General features: G+C 59.4%; 16 protein-coding genes and 1 tRNA gene. 7 read left to right on the top strand and 10 right to left on the bottom strand.

The annotated features are described in order from the left end of the window. The first annotated feature begins 10 nt into the window (after positions 1-10). The 4 genes from QP093_RS02370 to QP093_RS02355 are packed head-to-tail and all read left to right on the top strand — an operon-like array spanning position 11 to position 4,501. Positions 11-1,690: an anchored repeat ABC transporter, substrate-binding protein gene (locus QP093_RS02370; RefSeq protein WP_285014448.1), complete on the top strand. Its 1,680-nt coding sequence runs from the start codon at positions 11-13 to the stop codon at positions 1,688-1,690. A 2-nt stretch (positions 1,691-1,692) separates the two neighbouring features. Continuing rightward, positions 1,693-2,790: a choice-of-anchor M domain-containing protein gene (locus tag QP093_RS02365; protein ID WP_285014447.1), complete on the top strand. Its 1,098-nt coding sequence runs from the start codon at positions 1,693-1,695 to the stop codon at positions 2,788-2,790. 2 nt (positions 2,791-2,792) lie between these two features. Continuing rightward, on the top strand, positions 2,793-3,626 hold the full coding sequence (locus tag QP093_RS02360; protein WP_285014446.1) for an anchored repeat-type ABC transporter ATP-binding subunit: 834 nt from the start codon (positions 2,793-2,795) through the stop codon (positions 3,624-3,626). Continuing rightward, positions 3,620-4,501 carry an anchored repeat-type ABC transporter permease subunit gene (locus QP093_RS02355; RefSeq protein ID WP_285014445.1) on the top strand — a complete coding sequence of 294 codons (882 nt, stop codon included), beginning with the start codon at positions 3,620-3,622 and terminating at the stop codon, positions 4,499-4,501. Before QP093_RS02360 ends, QP093_RS02355 begins: the two co-directional genes overlap by 7 nt. Positions 4,502-4,538: 37 nt before the next feature. On the opposite strand, the gene QP093_RS02350 is transcribed toward QP093_RS02355, so the two are convergent. Further along, positions 4,539-4,880: a hypothetical protein gene (locus QP093_RS02350; protein WP_285014443.1), complete on the bottom strand. Its 342-nt coding sequence runs from the start codon at positions 4,878-4,880 to the stop codon at positions 4,539-4,541. 175 nt (positions 4,881-5,055) lie between these two features. Further along, the gene (locus tag QP093_RS02345; RefSeq protein ID WP_285014442.1) at positions 5,056-6,186 is read right to left on the bottom strand and encodes a hypothetical protein; all 1,131 of its coding nucleotides are present in this window, start codon (positions 6,184-6,186) and stop codon (positions 5,056-5,058) included. A 534-nt stretch (positions 6,187-6,720) separates the two neighbouring features. On the opposite strand from QP093_RS02345, the gene QP093_RS02340 reads away from it, so the two are divergent. Next, positions 6,721-7,752 (top strand): alpha/beta hydrolase, encoded by a 1,032-nt coding sequence (locus tag QP093_RS02340; RefSeq protein WP_285014441.1) that lies wholly within the window; start codon positions 6,721-6,723, stop codon positions 7,750-7,752. Positions 7,753-7,807: 55 nt separating this feature from the next. On the opposite strand, the gene QP093_RS02335 is transcribed toward QP093_RS02340, so the two are convergent. Continuing rightward, positions 7,808-7,883 (bottom strand) — tRNA-His (locus QP093_RS02335). 275 nt (positions 7,884-8,158) lie between these two features. On the opposite strand from QP093_RS02335, the gene QP093_RS02330 reads away from it, so the two are divergent. Further along, a complete protein-coding gene (locus tag QP093_RS02330) occupies positions 8,159-9,454 on the top strand; it encodes a hypothetical protein (RefSeq protein WP_285014440.1) in 1,296 nt (431 codons plus the stop codon). A 15-nt stretch (positions 9,455-9,469) separates the two neighbouring features. Here the strand turns inward: QP093_RS02330 and QP093_RS02325 are convergent, their stop codons facing one another. The 4 genes from QP093_RS02325 to QP093_RS02310 form a co-directional block, all read right to left on the bottom strand. Beyond that, positions 9,470-9,820: a metallopeptidase family protein gene (locus QP093_RS02325; protein WP_227469349.1), complete on the bottom strand. Its 351-nt coding sequence runs from the start codon at positions 9,818-9,820 to the stop codon at positions 9,470-9,472. A gap of 54 nt (positions 9,821-9,874) precedes the next feature. Further along, positions 9,875-10,789, bottom strand: coding sequence for an ATP-grasp domain-containing protein (locus QP093_RS02320; protein WP_285014438.1), 915 nt, complete (start codon positions 10,787-10,789; stop codon positions 9,875-9,877). A gap of 25 nt (positions 10,790-10,814) precedes the next feature. Then, a complete protein-coding gene (locus QP093_RS02315; RefSeq protein WP_285014436.1) occupies positions 10,815-11,954 on the bottom strand; it encodes a D-alanine--D-alanine ligase family protein in 1,140 nt (379 codons plus the stop codon). 61 nt (positions 11,955-12,015) lie between these two features. Next, positions 12,016-13,122: an NAD(P)H-dependent glycerol-3-phosphate dehydrogenase gene (locus QP093_RS02310; RefSeq protein WP_285014435.1), complete on the bottom strand. Its 1,107-nt coding sequence runs from the start codon at positions 13,120-13,122 to the stop codon at positions 12,016-12,018. A gap of 131 nt (positions 13,123-13,253) precedes the next feature. Here QP093_RS02310 and QP093_RS02305 point away from each other — a divergent pair, with 131 nt between their 5' ends. Next, positions 13,254-13,991, top strand: coding sequence for an AMIN-like domain-containing (lipo)protein (locus tag QP093_RS02305; RefSeq protein WP_285014433.1), 738 nt, complete (start codon positions 13,254-13,256; stop codon positions 13,989-13,991). A 97-nt stretch (positions 13,992-14,088) separates the two neighbouring features. Here the strand turns inward: QP093_RS02305 and QP093_RS02300 are convergent, their stop codons facing one another. The 3 genes from QP093_RS02300 to leuD all read right to left on the bottom strand — a co-directional run bounded on the left by QP093_RS02300 (position 14,089) and on the right by leuD (position 17,019). Next, positions 14,089-14,856, bottom strand: a complete 768-nt coding sequence (locus QP093_RS02300; RefSeq protein WP_141757377.1) for a lysophospholipid acyltransferase family protein — start codon at positions 14,854-14,856, stop codon at positions 14,089-14,091. A 95-nt stretch (positions 14,857-14,951) separates the two neighbouring features. After that, a complete protein-coding gene (gene murA / locus QP093_RS02295) occupies positions 14,952-16,277 on the bottom strand; it encodes a UDP-N-acetylglucosamine 1-carboxyvinyltransferase (RefSeq protein WP_285014431.1) in 1,326 nt (441 codons plus the stop codon). Positions 16,278-16,368: 91 nt separating this feature from the next. Continuing rightward, positions 16,369-17,019 (bottom strand): 3-isopropylmalate dehydratase small subunit, encoded by a 651-nt coding sequence (leuD, locus tag QP093_RS02290; protein ID WP_285014429.1) that lies wholly within the window; start codon positions 17,017-17,019, stop codon positions 16,369-16,371. Positions 17,020-17,127 lie beyond the last annotated feature (108 nt).

Below are 17,127 nucleotides of genomic sequence, written 5' to 3'. Positions count from 1 at the left end.
GCTGATCGCCATGTTCCACACATTACGACGAGGGTGGCCAGCCCACCTGCATGCTGCAGCACACACCTTTCGCATCACAGGTCGCGCACTGCTGACACGCACGGTGGTCGCCCTCGTCACTGCGGCATCTGTCGCCACGATAAGCGCGTGCAGCGGCATCGGACGCGCGCAAGCAGGTGCCGATCAAACCGGCGCGCTCAAAGTCGTGACAACCACAGGAATCCTGGCTGACCTGGTGCGTCAGGTCGGCGGTGAGCGCGTGTCGGTTAATGCACTGGTGCCCGATGGGGCAGATCCGCATACCTATGAGCCCTCACTGCGCGACATCCGCGACGTCGCCTACGCTGACGTGGCATTTTCGAACTACCTGCTGCTCGAAGAACATGCCATAATCCGCGCGCTCGACGCCAACCTGCCTTCCCAGGCGCGCTCGGTGTCCATCGCGGAAGTTGCCGCGGCATACGGTGCGAAAGTACGCCCGCTGGTCGAAGATCGCGCACTGGATACGGTGTGGCTCGGCATGCGGGTAAGCGGCAGCGGGGAGAAATACGGAGCGGATCGAGCATCGGAAATATCCCTGTATTGCACCGGCGCAGACCTACCCGAAGGATCGGTGGCGAGCGCGTGGCTGACCACCACGTTCGGTGCACCCAGCATCGCCTTTACTGCGGGCGGGCAGACAGAGACTTCACAGACACAGGCATGCTCAGATGATCAGATGCGCCTTCCCGCCCAGGCGCACCAGCACATGAGCTGGGGTTTCACAAAGCCAGGGATCTACCGCCTCACGCTGGGAGCGACCATCCACCCCGGGCGCGGCCTGCCTGACAGCAACCTGCGCAATGGAACACTGGTCGTGGCTGTGGGCATTGACCCCGGTGAAGTTGCCGCGCGCGAAAGGCGCACCGTCGTCGATTCTGGCCATGCGGATGTGACCGTGGACCTGGAACGCGGTGACGTGACCCTCATGGCTGATTCACACGCGGGCGGGGATTCGAGCCTGGAGCGGATCAACCTGGATCGCGCCGTCCTGTCAGTTCCAGCTTCCACTTTGACCTCAATTCCGGCAGATGGCTTCCGATTCCTCGGCCATCCAGGCGACCCGATTTATCTGCTGCCGCAGGCAGTCCTCGGCAAGCATGCACACGGCGAGATCGACCCGCACCTGTGGCACGACGTATCGAATGCGCGCGCATACGTGCAGGTCATTCGCGACGAACTGATGCGCGCTGATCCCGAAGGGGCCGCAACCTACCAGCGCCGCAGCGCCGCCTACCTCAACGAGCTGGCTGACCTGGACACCTATATGGCCCAGACGATTGAGCAGATCCCGCCCGAGCGACGCCACCTGGTCACCACTACTGATGCGTTCGCTTATCTTGCCGACGCGTACGGGTTGGACGTGGCGGGCTTCCTGGCTCCCAATCCGGCCACAGAGCCATCCCTCGCTGACCGCCAAGCACTCCAGGCAGCGCTCAGTGACCTGAAGATTCCCGCCGTTTTCCTGGAGCCGAACCTGGCCCGAGGGCGCTCACCGCTGCGCACGATTGCAGAGGAATCAGGCGTGAAAGTCTGCCCTCTGTACGGCGACACGCTGGATTCACGCGCCCCGACCTACATCGACATGATGCGCGCGAATGCCGATTCGCTGCGCACATGCCTCTGCCCTGCTGATTCAACGAAAGAGTAACCGTGACACAATCCCTGATTTCACGCCTGACCAGTGCCGCCCTGGGGGCCCTCGCCGCCACTGCCTGCCTGGCCCTGCCCGCCTTGTCTGCGCCGATGGACGAGGCTGACCCTGCCCTGGATCAGACGGTTAAGGCAGATGAACCCGTTTCCACTGATCCGACCGTGATTTCGCGCGGACACGTTGACATCGGTCCGCGCGTCATCGACGGCACGTGGCAGATCCTGGCGCGCGATGATTCGGCTGCCACACCACTGTGGCGCACCCTGGATTCGGTTGCCATCCACGTGAGCGATGAGTCCATGATGGATGTGCCGGATACAGACGATTACGCCTTCCTCGAAGGCGCGCAGGGTAAGCGCGCCTGGGTGATCCCGCAAACTCAGCAGGTCGATGTGCCCTGGGTCGGGTGGAACACGCAGGATTCGGCGGCACTGAAGCGCATGGGAACGGGCGCCACGATGACGGTTGAACGTGTCGAGGGGCCGGGCCGCATGTGGCTGTTCCTGCAGGACGGTACGTTCGGAGCGCCGCGTGTGCTGGCGGATTCGGGGGCGAACAGCGCTGACGGATCAGCGGGCAGCACACCTGCCGGTGAGGTATGGATGGAAGCCAATACTCATGTCCATGCCAACTGGGTATTTTCTGAGCCGGGCGTGTACCTGGTTCATCTGCGTGTGGCAGCTGACGACGGTGCAGGCAACGCGTCGTCTGACGCGACGGCTCAGGCTGTCATGCGTGTCGCTGTCGGCAGCCAGACTGATCCGCACGACGCCCTCAGTGCTGTGCCCTCAACTGCAGATCCTGCCGATTCTCAGGGCGCTTCCGACCAGTCTGGAGCAGGCGAACAAGCTGGCGACAATTCTGCATCCACTGCTGAATCGGCGCCGCCCGGTGTTTCCTCACAGGACCAGTCGGCTCTGAAAGGGCCGCGGGACGTGTCTGATTCGAATACGTCCGTTCCCCTGTGGATCGCCATCATTGCAGCCGTCGTGCTGATGGGTGCGGGCGTGGCGTGGCTTGTGAGCAGGGCGCACAGGAAGCAGCGCGCAGGCTCATCCCTCGTCAATCCACAGGATTCAGAAAGGACCACTCGATAGGCATGACTCTCACGGTACCAACTGCTGCGGCGGACAGGTCACCGGCAGGCGATGCGCTGAGCGTGTCGGGCCTGAATGTGTCACTGGCGGGCCGTTCGGTTCTGCACAATGTCTGCTTCACTGTTCCTCCCGGCTGCCTGATCGGCCTCATCGGCCCGAACGGTGCTGGCAAGACCACACTGATGCGCGCGCTGCTCGGATTGGTGCCGATCAGCTCCGGCAGCGTTCAAGCCGGAGGGACGCATCTGAGTGCGCCGATGATCGGGTACGTTCCTCAACGCCATGAATTCGCGTGGGAGTACCCCATCAGCGTGCGCCAATGTGTCGATATGGCTGCGCGCCTCCACCCCGGCGAGGGATCGCGCACGCTCCGCATGATGCGGCGTTTCGATTCCATCGCACGCCGCGAGCGCCATGAGCGCGTCTCGCGCGCCCTGGATCGAGTCGAGCTGTCGGATCTGGCTTCCCGTCCAATCGGACAGTTGTCAGGCGGGCAGCGCCAGCGCGTCCTGGTTGCCCGGGCGCTCGCCGGTAATCCGCAGTTACTGTTCCTCGATGAGCCGTTCACGGGGTTGGACATGCCCACCCAGGAACTCCTGACTGATCTGTTTCAGCGGCTGACCGGCGAAGGCCGCACCATCATGATGAGTACGCATGACATTGCCTCCGCGCTCCATACGTGCGATCAGCTGCTGCTGCTCAATCGCACGGTGATTGCGCACGGCACTGCCGCTGAGCTTGCTGATCCGACGTTGTGGGTGCAGGCCTTCCACATTCGCTCCGACAACCCGCTGCTGCGCCTGTTGCCGACAGAACGACTGGAGGACGCATGCTGACGCTCAGCGAGTTTTGGCAGGATCTGCACAATCCCCTGTTGGCTTTCCTGCCTCGGGCGCTTCTGATCTGTGTGTGCTGCGCCGTGGTCTGCGGTGTGGTCGGGTCCTACGTTGTGCTGCGAGGGATGGCGTTCATGGGTGATGCAGTTGCCCACTCTGTGTTCCCCGGCCTTGCCATCGCGTTCGTCCTTCAGGGATCTCTGGTACTGGGAGGTGCGATCGCCGGCATCGTCACAGCGGTGCTGGTCGCTCTGTTGTCAGGCAATCGGCGTTTGAAGGAAGATTCTGTCATCGGAGTACTGTTTGCTGGTGCGTTCGCTCTGGGTTTGCTCATCATGTCGAGGGCGCCTGGCTACGCCGGTTCGCTCCAGCAGTTCCTATTCGGTTCCATCACCGGAATACCTGCATCCGATGTTCCCGTTGTTCTGGGTGTGAGCGCTGGGATCATGGTTGTGGTTGCGCTGATGCATCAGCGTTTCCTGGCGGTTGGGCTGGATCGGGAAAGTGCTCGCGCAGCCGGGATGCAGACGCTGGCTGTGGACGTCTTGCTGGCTGTAGTGATTTCGCTGACGGTTGTCATTTCGGTGCAGACGATCGGAAATGTTCTGGTGCTGGCATTGCTGGTGACGCCGGCAGCCACCGCACGTCTGCTCACTGATCGCCTAGGCGTGATGATGCTTCTTGGCCCTGCCATCGGGGCGCTGTGCTCGCTGATCGGCGTGTATCTGTCGTGGAGCAGTGATCTGCCGACGGGGGCGACGATTGTTGTCACGCTGACAGTTGTTTTTGTTGTGGCGTGGGTTCTTGCTCCGCGACATGGGCTGGCAGGCCGCCGCGCGCGAGACCGCGTGCCCGCATCATCTGCAGCCCGCTAAGCGATCGCGGACGACAGGCTGCACGTGGTTGTATGGGTTATTCCGATTGGTTGCGTTCGAGCTCGCGCAGGTCGTCAGCCAGGGCGAATCCTTCGTCGGATTCAAAGCAGAAAGTGGCACTGCCATTGGGGTCTACGCCAATGCTCGTGGTCGGTTCAACGCTGATCAGGGTAAATGTCCCCACGGATTCCAGAGTTGCCGATTCTCCAGCCAGTAGCACTACCTGGATACCGCCCTGTGTGCTTCCGGCATTCAGATATGTCTTCATAAAGTGATCCTGCACCTGCGGCGCAGTGATCGTCGCGGTGTAATTGCCGGCGTTGTCCAGCCACAGCGGCGCATTCTCACCGATCGTCAGTTCAATTCCGTTGTCACACACTATAGTCTTGCTCCCGTTTTGTCCGTGATTTCCACCGATGATTGGCTCTGAGTCTGATTTCGACTGCTGATGGGTGCTCTCGCTTTGTCCTGTTTCTCCATCAGAGCACCCGGCAAGGGCACCCATCGCGACTACGAAAGCGCATGCCAGGAGGGCCTGTCCCCTGCTCCCATATCTACTTCGCATATCCATCTCCAACCGCGATCGAGCCGTAATACTTTCCAAAGTCTTCCCAGGAAATGGTGATTTCACCGGTGGGAGTTGTTCCTCCACCTTCCAGATAGTTGTGGCCCCATGGATTCACAATCGTGACCGTATCCGCTGTCGCGCTCTTGACCTGATAGGCGTGCTGTCCCACAAGTTCGACGTTGACGTCCCGTCCGCTGGAGTCTGTGGCATGGACCACGGCGGTATGCCTGTCCGGATGGAATTGTCCGCTTGTCGTTGCTGTCTCCGCAGTAACAGGCTTGTCAGCTTCAAGCGCACCTCTGACTTCCATCTGATCCCAGGGCTTATATCCTTCTTTGAAGAACAGGAAGCCGTTCGACTTATCGATGACGTGATAGTCCCCGCCGGACAGTTCCTTCGTGGCAGGGCCAGGCCATCCACCGGTGATGCCGCCATTGTTGCCAGGCATCGTTCCGCCCTGATGCATTTGCCCATAGGCCGACTCAAACAGCGAATACACATTCGCTTTCCCGTCTTTTCCACGGGCTCCACTCGCATATACGTCATCAACGAATTCAGTTCGTTTCCGACTTTCGTCAGGATGAAGCGGATCATCATAGATCGTCACAAAATAGCCGTCGAGTTTTCCATTTTCATCGTAATGGGGCTTGATCATGTTCCGAAGATGCTCACGCCCTTCTGTCGAGTCATTAAGAGCTATTAATGCCGACAGCAGCCCGTTCCCCTGACGCGCAACAGCTACGATCGTTGCCAGTTTCTCCAGGGGCGGAGCCGCATCAATTTGCGCATCGATTGTGAGCGCCTGGTGATGGAGTTCGTCGGCTTTTCGTTGAAGCGCTGAAACCGAGGCTCCATATCCTACGAAGGCATCGCCTGCCTGGCCGATTCCGTCCACCACATGCAACGCCTGTTTTCGAATCTCTTGATGCGCGCTGTCGAACGATTCGCGCGCTTCCCCTTCCCATGCACGTATTCGGCCAGGAATTCCTTCCAGTTCCTGAGTATTCGTTTCCATCACTTGTGCGGTGGTTTCCACACCTGAGGCTGTTGCGTTAATGGCGGCGGCATCTCCCGGAATATCACCGATAAGAAGAGAAAAGAGCGGCATGGCGATCACGACCTGAATTTGTGTTGACGTTCTGGGTCATATCTGAAACTCCGGGCCCATTGCCCGTCCGTCTGTTCACTTTGCTTCCTGGCAGTCGCAACGGCCTCAGATGTCTTGTTACACCATTGCCCGACTTCCCCAACACGTGTCTGTGCGGCTTGGGAAAATGCTTCGTATGCATCGCTCAGCTCCGGCTGACCAAGCACCCCGATCCCAGGGTGAGCTGGCGTCTTGACAGTGGAGAACGCAGAAAACAGCTGGTTCAGATCGTTCGACAGCTGTTTCATTTCTTCGGGGGACATTGAAAAAGTCATCGTCGATCCTGTCCGGTTGCACTGGCTCTACCGTCACGACACTGAGGTGGATCATGTCTCACATCACACTATCATACAAACTCTAGACAATACAAGTGTTTTCGGTGAAAACAACCGGCACACCTGTCGCTTCAGCTATCTCATTCAATACGCAGATGTCCCTCATCTGGACTGCTCTATCACACACAGAGCATTCCAATGACTCGACTGGCTGACACAAAGTCGGCGTATGATCAGTTCACACGTTGTACCCCAAGGATGCGAAACCACCATGGATGTCTTTACTCAAGCAATCACTCCCAGTGCCACAATTACCGGCTACGCTCTGTCCGCAAGCGAGGAGCTGTCCACAGGTCTTCGCCCTGCAGTCCTGATTTTCCCTGGCGGCGGTTACCAGTTCTGCTCGGACCGGGAAGCAGAGCCAGTAGCGCTCGCCTACGCAGCTGAAGGATTCAACGCATTCGTCGCCCGCTACGCAGTGGGTCAGGACGCACCGTGGGAGCAGTCTTTTAACGATGGGCAGGAATGCATGCAATGGGTGCGTCGACACGCACGCAAGTATGGCAGCGACCCTCATCAGATCGCTGCAGTTGGCTTTTCGGCGGGTGGCCACCTGGCGGCATCCATTGCAACGACGCGCGGTGACCGGCCGGACGCCCTCGTCCTTGGTTACCCCGTCACGCGAGCCGAGTTCGGCCCTTTGATGGGTAAAGAGATCCTCGATGTGGTCGATTCAGTTGACGAATCCACTCCTCCCACATTCGTGTTCACCACTCAAAGCGACGGCCTGGTTCCCGCTTCCAATACGACTGATCTGGTCAGCGCGCTGATGGCGCACAACGTGCCCGTGGAGGCGCACATGTACCTTCTGGGTGCTCACGGCCTCAGCCTGGCGAAGGCTCACACGGCTAACGGGCAAGCGGGAAGCACAGATGAGGCGGTTGCGCAGTGGTTCCAAGCTTCCGTTACATTCCTGCGGCGCATTTTCTCCCCCTTCCCGCTCGAGGGTGCTGCGATGACGTGGAAGTCCTATACAGATACACGCCGAGTGGGGATCGACATGCGAGTCGATCGCCTCCTGGCAGTTCCTCAGGCACGCGCGATCCTGCAGAAACTGGCACCTGAGCTTTTGGCATTCGTGGAAGCACATCCGGCGTCAGCGCACATGTCTGCACGCATCCTGTTCGAACAGGCACCCGACCGTTTTCCTGAGGACACGATCCGTCAGGTCGAAAACGAGCTCACCGCTTGCAACAGGTGAAGACTCCGCGTATTCAAGCGAAAGCCCCGTAACCTCAAGGCTACGGGGCTTTCTGTGGGGTGGCTGACGGGGCTCGAACCCGCGACGTCCTGGACCACAACCAGGTGCTCTACCAGCTGAACTACAGCCACCACTGCCGCACCGACCGGTGCAACGAATGCTTACTCTATCAGAGTTCACGCCGGACCTGAAAATTCTCACGCCCCCTCCGATGGTGGCATCGAACACGTCCCGAACGGCGCCGGCACAAACCTGCTTCGTAAAGCTGCCGTGAACGCTGTGGAACTCATTGATGACACCTCAGAGTCACTTGAACCACCAGAGTCGGTGATTGTCCTTATCTTCATCACAATGCTGTTCCCTGCCTGTTAGTATGCGAAAAAGAGCGTTGTGAAGGACAATTGCAATGTTTATCCCACATTTTGCACATGCAGGTCACCGGCGCACAGGAACAATTGCTCTTAGCGCATTGATTTCCCTAGCCTTTATTGCAGGCTGTTCCGGGGGCGGCACCGGAGGCGGCGATGCCAACGCCGACAACGCCGGCGCGACAGCCTCCAGCAACGGCAGTCTTCCCACCTATGACCCGATTCCCGTGCTCGGCGGCGAAGGCGGATGGCTCCTCCCTGCTTACATCAATGGATTCGATGAAATCGCGTATGACACAAACGGTTCAACCAAGATTCTTGCAGTAGCACCCGATTCGTCCTACTACGTCGTCTGGAATATGGATGAGCACCTTGCGATTCAGGGCATCAGTATCCCAGACGGGAAAGTCATGTGGAGCGATACAGAAAAATACATAGGGTGCGATACACCTAAGGGCCACTCCCCCGGCGGCGACGTGGTCTGCTACTACGGCACAGACGACAATAACGGCGACGTCAGCCACGCAGTCCTGTTCGATGGCGCAACAGGAAAACGAACGAACCTTGTCGATATTGAAGGTGCCACGATTTTTGGCATCGATGTGATCGGCGTGCGCGACAACATTCTTTACGCAGCATTCGAATACACCGATCGAGACACCGACGACATCTGTGCACTCGCTTTGGATGGCTCCGGCGCCAAGTGGTCCACTGATGCAAAGACACGATTGGGAGACTGTGCGCTTGCCGAAAAAGCTGTGGCGTGCCAGAGCGAAGACAACGAGGCGATGGCCTTCGACATTGAAACAGGAAAGCCGACAATAGATCCCGTCAAACTCGGAGAAAACGACGGTTTCTACCCGTTCAGCGACGGATACATTATTGCCGGCCTGAGCGCCGACCCGGAAGAATCACCTGAGATTCCGATCTACTCGTACGACGGCACGCAGATGGGTACCTTCAGCGGGAACCCGTCACCCGATCTCTATGAAACCGTCGTCCACGGCGTCCTGCCCACGAGCGCCCTCTATCCCGACCGAGAAGACGGCCCTACCAGCATAGATGTCGAGGGTAAGGTCACCACGATCGAGTACGACCATGATGGCTATTTCGCATCAACTGGTGTTGAGATCGACCGCAGTGGCTATATCGGCGGATCAGCGGCCGATGGGAGCTTCGCACTGGTGAAAGGCCTTGATTCCGGCGATCAGCTCATCAGCACTGATGGGAAGACACAGATTAAGCTTCCGGACGAAACGTACAGGATCTTCGATCGACACCTGCTCGTCGACGAATTCGGTGACCACCCACTTCTGCTTGTTCCCAAACAATAGACGAGGGCGACTCGCTCAGCCCCACCCCCACTGGTCGAGCTCTTCGTCGTCAACACCGAAATAGTGGGCGACCTCGTGGATGACCGTTGTTCGTACCTCGTCCTCGACTTCTTCAAGCGTGTCGCACACGGCCAGGGTGGGGCGACGAAATATGAAGATACGATCCGGCAGCATCCCGGCGTAGTCGCTGCGCTCAGTCAGAGGCACGCCATCATACAAACCCAACAGGTGCAGTGAATCTTCGGGTGGGTCGTCCTCGACAATGAATGCAACATTGTCGATTGCTCGCCACAGTCTTTCGGGGATCTCATCGACTGCACGCGCCACCATCTGTTCAAACTCATCAAAGCTGACGTCAACGCTCACGCCGGCCGCCCTCACAGGATCTTGCGAGCGCACCTGCCCGCAGCACCGCAATGCTCACCAAAACGCGCGCATCGCAATAGCGTCAGCAAAGTTGTTCATGGCGGCAGGTGACGAGGCAAGATACAGGTCCGCGTCCACCAGTGACACTTCCATCACCCTGAACGAGCCCTGCCCGTCGGGGACAAGATCAACCCGGTTATACAGGAACAGCTCGTCGCGGCCCATCCGATCACGCACATAGGAATGCAGGACCGAGCGGATCAACTCGCCCCACTGCCACTGCTCGGCACTCGCGTCACGCGCCTCGACCACTGATTCACGGAACACAGGTGCCGACATGGTGTCCGGGGACAGCATTGCGGTTTTTTCAACCGAGTGCGAAACCAGGCCGTTGAAGAACAGCAGCGAGATCTCACCGTGAATATCGATGTCCTCCAGGTAGCGCTGCACCATGACCGAACGGCCCTCCGACAGCATCGTCATCGCGTGCATGATCGCGGCCTGACGCTGCTTCGTGTCGTTGGCGGAGTACCGACCCACATCGCGCACACCCGAGGACACAGCCGGCTTCACGACGAAGTCACCCGAGGCGGGAAAACGTGCATGCACCTGATGCTTCGACAGGTTCTGTTCCGGCTCCAACCACATCGTGGGAATCACCGGAAGGCCACGCTTCTCCAACTCAATCATGTAGTGCTTATCCGAGTTCCACTCCAGTACATCGGGGTGGTTGAGCAAACGTGGAACCGAGCGGCTCCACTGGATGAAGGCATCACGGTCAGTGGCGTAGTCCGACACTGAGCGGACGACGCTAACACCGGCATCATCCCAGTTCACGTTCGGGTCGTTCCACACTGCGATGTGCGGATCGGTACCTCGCTCGACCAGTGCATCAAGAAGTCCGGCATCATTGGTGTACAGGTCAGGCATCTCCGCTGACGTTACGAGCGTTACCTTCGGTTTCGACATGACTCCACATTACCCCGATCGGATCTCAGCGAAGCCCAAGCGGGCGTGCAAGTGCTTCGCGCAGCAAAGTATCGAGCAGCTGACCGTAATCCACTCCGGAGCTCTCCCACATGCGCGGGTACAGCGAAATGGGAGTGAACCCCGGCATGGTGTTGATTTCGTTCACGGTAATGGCGCCGGTTGAGTCGTTGAAGAAGAAGTCAACGCGTGAGAGTCCTTCACCACCCACCGCGGCAAACGCCTGGATCGCAACATCACGGATCCGGTCGGCGTCTGCCTTCTTTAAATCTGCAGGACACTTGAGCGTGGCAGCTTCCGCGTCCACGTACTTGGAGTTGAAATCGTAAAACTCGCCGTCAGGCACGATAATCTCACCCAGAACTGCGGCACGAGCCGGAGCCCGCTCCCCTGTCTCAGCGCGGGTGGCCAAGACGGCGCATTCAACTTCGCGCCCCTGCAACATTGATTCGACGATGACGCGCGGATCGTGCGCGTGTGCTTCTTCGATCGCCTGGTCCAGCTGCTCCCACTGGTCCACACGCGTGATACCGATGGAGGATCCAGCGCGACATGGCTTGACAAACAGAGGCAATCCGAGGGCACGGATCCGCTCGTGCGCATCGTCCTTGTGATGCGACCACTGCTCGGCCGTCACCAACTCCCAGCGCCCTACGTCTACGCCAGCCTGGCTGAGCACTGTCTTAGTCAGGTGCTTATCCATGCACACCGCAGAAGCTGCCACACCGCATCCCACGTAGCGCACGCCAACCATCTCTAGGAGCCCCTGGATTGTGCCGTCCTCACCGTAGGGGCCATGCAGCAGCGGGAACACAACGTCGATTGCTCCCAGATCGCGTGCCGTCCGCAGGCCTTGGCCACCCTCGTCACTGTCTGACAGTTCAAAGAGGTGTCCGTGCGGCCCCCACACCACATGTGCGCCCGTCGCGGTGACTTCGTGCCCATGCCCGTCGTGGAATTCAAGGTCATCAGGGTTGTCACTGACGCGCACCCACTGGCCATCCTTCGTAATGCCCACCGGCACAATGTCCCACACGTCGCGGTCGATCGCTGAAAGGATCCCTGCGGCAGTGGCGCACGAAATCTCGTGTTCGCTTGATTGTCCTCCAAAAACCATGAGGACACGGGGTCGGGCTTGAGTCGTCATGGCGTTAAGCCTACCGCCGTCTGCCGCGTTTATTGACGAGGGCGCCCCCTGATGCCTCGGTTCACAGCAGTTCGATGCGCCACCCGTCCATCTTCTGAGGGCGCGACATGAGCATCTGACCCATGTGCTCAATGGAGTCACCGTCATGGACCACGCGCACCACGCTCTCCGTGATCGGCATATCCACATCGTGAGCGCGAGCCAGCTGCAGGATCGGAAGTGCGGAGCGCACACCTTCCACCACGCCGGGAGACAGTTCGAGCGCTTCGTCCAGGGAAGCTCCGCGCCCCATGCGCACACCCAGCGAGTAGTTACGCGACAGTTTCGATGAGCAGGTCGCCACAAGGTCACCGATACCGGCAAGACCGGCGAAGGTGTCGGCACTGGCTCCCAGTGTCGTACCCAGACGGGTCATTTCAGCAAGGCCGCGGGTGATCAGTGTGGCACGCGTGTTGATTCCCAGGCCCATTCCCTCGGCGGCTCCAATGGCAACGGCGATGACGTTCTTGACAGCACCGGCGATTTCGCATCCAAGTACGTCGCCGCTCACGTAGGGGCGGAATGTTGACGTGTGGCAGGTGCGTGCGATCATCGTGGCGCGCTCGATGTCCTCACATGCCACGACCGTTGCCGTCGGCTGACGGTCGGCAATTTCGCGCGACAGGTTCGGACCGGACATGACGGCCACGCTGGTCGGTGCGAAGCCGGTTGCCTCGCAGATCACTGAATGGACTGTGCGCAGCGTGTCCAGTTCAAGACCCTTGGCCAGGGACAGCAATGTGGCATCGGGGTCCAGTGCGGGTGTGGCCTGTTCCAAAGTGGCGCGCACCGCCCCCACGGGCACGGCGATGCATAACAGGTTCGAGTCCTGAATGCACTGCCGGATGTCGGTCGTCGCGTTAATCGCATCGGACAGTGTGACACCAGGCAGGTAGGTTGAGTTTTCATGAGAGTTGATGAAGTCGACGACACCCTCGTTCCTACCCCACATCGACACGGTGAGGCCGGCCTGGCTCAGGATGTGCGCGAAGGTTGTTCCCCATGCTCCGGTGCCCAGCACGCTGGCGTGGGTGAAGCGCTGTTCAGGTGCGCCTGCCCGTTCCTCGGAGCTGTCCGCCGGAGGCGTGTGGGAGTGAGCGTCGTAGCCGGTCGTTGCGTGAGGTGTCATACATCAACTCTACTGCGCGGGCACTCAGATCGCGGTTGAGCCACAAGTACGAAAAATGGGAGATAAGCTTTTGGGTACTGCCACATGCGCACGAGTGCGCATAAGCGACGCCCTGTAAGGAGATTGTGATCATGGTGCTGCCCGGACCGCACAACGAGGGATCAAAACGTGACAGTGCTTTTCTGCCTGCTGTCGCAGCAGGGATTGCCGCAGCCAGCCTCCTTGTCGCCGGTTGTTCATCAACTCCTGACGAGGGTGCCTCAGCATCCGGTGCCAGCGAGCATTCTCAGCAAAGCACACCCGACACGCCGCAGACACCGGATGAATCGGATGTTTCCGACTCCGGCAGCGACACGGATTCATCCGCGACACCCAATGAGCCGGAAGCGAACCTCTCAGACGAAAAAGATGCAACGTTGCCAGTGAACGTCGATCAATGGATTGACGGTCCCACTCATCAGGAATCCGCTCCTGTTGAAGGCAGCCAGCTCATCTTCCATGACATGCGAGTGGGAGAACATGAGAACTTCTACCGGTTCGTCATCGAATTTTCAGGTGAGGGCCTACCCGGCTGGTACGTTGACCGTGCGGCTCAGCCTCTTGAACAAGGACGCGGATTGCCGCTGAAGATCCGCGGCGCCACCTTCCTGGATGTGGGCATCGAGGGCACTGCCATGCCGCTGGAGGAAGAAGATCAGAACGTGTATTACTCGGGGCCTCCTCTGCTCAATATCGGGCCGCTGTCGATCATTGAGGACGGCACATTTGAAGGGCGCACGCATGTTGTGATCGGTATGGATCAACAGCGCGTCTATCAGATTGGAATTCTTGAAGACCCGATGCGCGTGGTGATCGACATACGCAAATGAGCCGCCTCATCGCTCAGGTGGTCAGGGGGCAGCGGGCGGAAGAGTCATCCTCGTCGATTATGAGTACACGGGGCACAGGCGCCGCATTGCAATGAAATCAGCGTCCCTGGACGCCCCTGCGCCAATGCCCGAACCGTCCCAGCGTCTTCTTGGCTGGTCCCTGCATCTTGTCAGGATCCCACGGCTGTTCAGGAGCCTTCTCTCCGCGCAATTCCTCTACGCCACGAGTGATGGCCTTCTGGATGCGCTCAGTCGCTTCCACCACCGCTTCGCGGTCCTGCGATCCCTGATCGGAATACAGATCGGAAAGGTCGACCGGTTCCATGATTGTCATGCGCACTTTGCGCCCGGGACGAATGTCCAGCGCCTTCGAGTAACGCTCCAGGATCGCCTGGGGACCCCACTGTGCAATCGGGATGACCGGGCAGCGAGTATCCAGGGCAAGGCGAGCAGCACCCGTCTTGCCACGCATCGGCCAGTACTGCGGGTCACGTGTAAGAGTACCTTCAATATAGATGCCAACGCACTGACCCGCGTCGAGCGCCTTACGGGCCCCTGCCAGCGAGTCCACAGAATGCGAGGAATTACGCAGCACCGGCACCATGCCAAGCTTCTTCATCACAGCGCCCAGCACCGGCACCTTGAACAGCTCGTTCTTGGCCATGAAGCGGGTCGGAATTCCTAGCTCACCCAGGACAAACGCCACGCACACCGGGTCGGTGTTCGAAATATGGTTCGGGGTCACCAGGAAGCCGCCTGATTCGGGCAGATTTTCTTCCCCCGTGACGTCAAAGTTGATCCACGTGTGCATGATCGGTGAAACCGCCGCCACCGCATTCTTGTACAGGCCTTGAATTCTGCTCACAGTTCACCAGCTTAATCACAGGGGTCGGTCAATAAGGCGTCTTCAATCCGAGCTGTCGGTGCCGCTTGATTCTTGGGCACTGCCGAGGAGTCGCTTCAGTCGTCAACGTACTGGACGCGGGCGTCCAGCTGGCGCAGTTTGGTCAGGAAATGCTCATATCCGCGCGAGATCACGTCGATACCGGCCACGTGGGACGTTCCCGTCGCAGCCAATGCTGCGATGAGGTGGGAGAAACCGCCACGCAGGTCAGGCACGGTGATGTCAGCTGCCTGCAGCGGCGTCGGTCCCGAAATCACTGCGGAATGGTAGAAGTTACGCTGACCAAAACGGCAGGGAGTCCCACCCAGGCACTCTCGATACACCTGAATATTCGCCTTCATCTGGCGCAGCGCCTGAGTGAACCCGAAGCGGTTTTCGTACACCGTCTCATGGACGATGGACAGCCCGTCGGCCTGCGTCAGGGCGACAACCAGTGGCTGTTGCCAGTCCGTCATGAACCCGGGATGGACAGCCGTTTCCAGCGCGATCGAATGCAGAGAACCACCAGGATGATAGAAGCGGATACCCTCCTTCTCGATGTCGAAGGCGCCGCCGACCTTCCTGAAGGTGTTGAGGAATGTGAGCATGTCGGGTTGGCGCGCACCCTGGACGTACACATCGCCGCCGGTTGCCAGTGCTGCCGCGCCCCACGATGCTGCTTCAATGCGGTCGGGCAGCGAGGTGTGCCGATATCCAACCAGTTCCTTGACACCTTCAATACGGATGGAACGGTCGGTATCCGGTGAGATGATCGCGCCCATTTTCTGCAGCACGTTGATCAGATCCATGATTTCCGGTTCAACGGCCGCGCCGCGCAGGATCGTGACGCCTTCAGCACGAACCGCGGTCAGCAGTGTCTGCTCGGTGGCTCCCACTGATGGGAACGGCAGGTCCACGACTGTTCCGCGCAGCCCTTCGGCTGGCCGTGACATATGGATGCCGTCGGATCGTTTGTCGACAATCGCACCGAACTGGCGCAGGATCTGCAGGTGAAAATCGATGGGGCGTCCCCCAATGTTGCATCCTCCCAGCTGTGGGATGAACGCTTCACCCATGCGGTGCAGCAGCGGGCCGCAAAACAGGATCGGGATGCGTGAGGATCCGCCCAGAGCATCGATGTCAGAGCGTTGAGCCACTTCAACGTTCGAGGAGTCAATTCTCATGACGCCGCGGTCCTGGTCGAAGTCGACGTGCGCACCATGCAGGCGCATAAGATTCGACACCACATCCACGTCACGGATCAGCGGAACGTTGTACAGCTCAGAGGGCGTGGTCGCAAGGAGGGCTGCAACCATGGCCTTAGGAACAAAGTTCTTTGCCCCTCGCACGGTAATGCTGCCCGTGAGCGGGTGTCCCCCTTCAACTTCAAGTATCGACGTCATCTGAAGCTCCTCGTGGAAGAATCCGTATTGTCTCACTCTATGACAGTCGAGTGCGCAACGGAGTCTCAGGGAGCGCACTGCTAGGAATCTCTCACTGCTCCTGCTCGTCGCCGGGGCGAGCCGACACGACTGTTTCCTTCGGCAGGGTCCGCACCGGCAGGGTGCGCGGCTTGAAAGAGGGGCGGCGCGCCTCGTACGCTTTGATGGCATCTTCGTTGCGCAACGTCAATGAAATGTCGTCCAGGCCTTCTTGCAGACGCCACGCCGTGTAATCGTCGATGTCGAACGTGCAGGTGAACGAGCCGCATGTCACGGTGCGGTTCTCCAGTGACACGGTCATCATGACGCCTGGTTCGTTGCGGAGAAGCTTCCACAGTCGCTGGCAGTCGTCTTCGCTGATCTGCCCGGCCAGCAATCCCTGTTTGCCCGCGTTTCCTCTGAAGATGTCCGCGAACGAGGGGGCCAGAACGACTCGGAACCCGTAATCTTTGAGCGCCCACACCGCATGCTCACGCGAAGAGCCAGTGCCAAAATCAGGGCCCGCCACCAGGATCGACCCGTGTTCGTAGGCCGGGTTGTTCAACACAAAGTTCGGGTCTGAGCGCCACGCCGAGAACAATGCGTCCTCGAAGCCCGTGCGGGCAACGCGCTTGAGGTAAACGGCCGGAATAATCTGGTCGGTGTCAACATTCGACCGTTCGAGCGGCACGCCCACGCCACTGACGGTGGTGAATTTTTCCATCTCACTCTTCTTCCACAAGTGTTTTTCTACGATTGCTGGTCCGGTACGTAGGCTGCTATCTGACCGGGGCTCGTGCGCTGCGCGTAAGGACGGTGCGCGCGTCGTTCC

It is taken from the genome of Pauljensenia sp. UMB10120 (assembly GCF_030212035.1).
GTDB lineage: Bacteria > Actinomycetota > Actinomycetes > Actinomycetales > Actinomycetaceae > Pauljensenia > Pauljensenia radingae_A.
The sequence above is the reverse complement of the archived record's forward strand: the minus strand, read 5'-3'. Positions and strand labels throughout refer to the sequence as shown.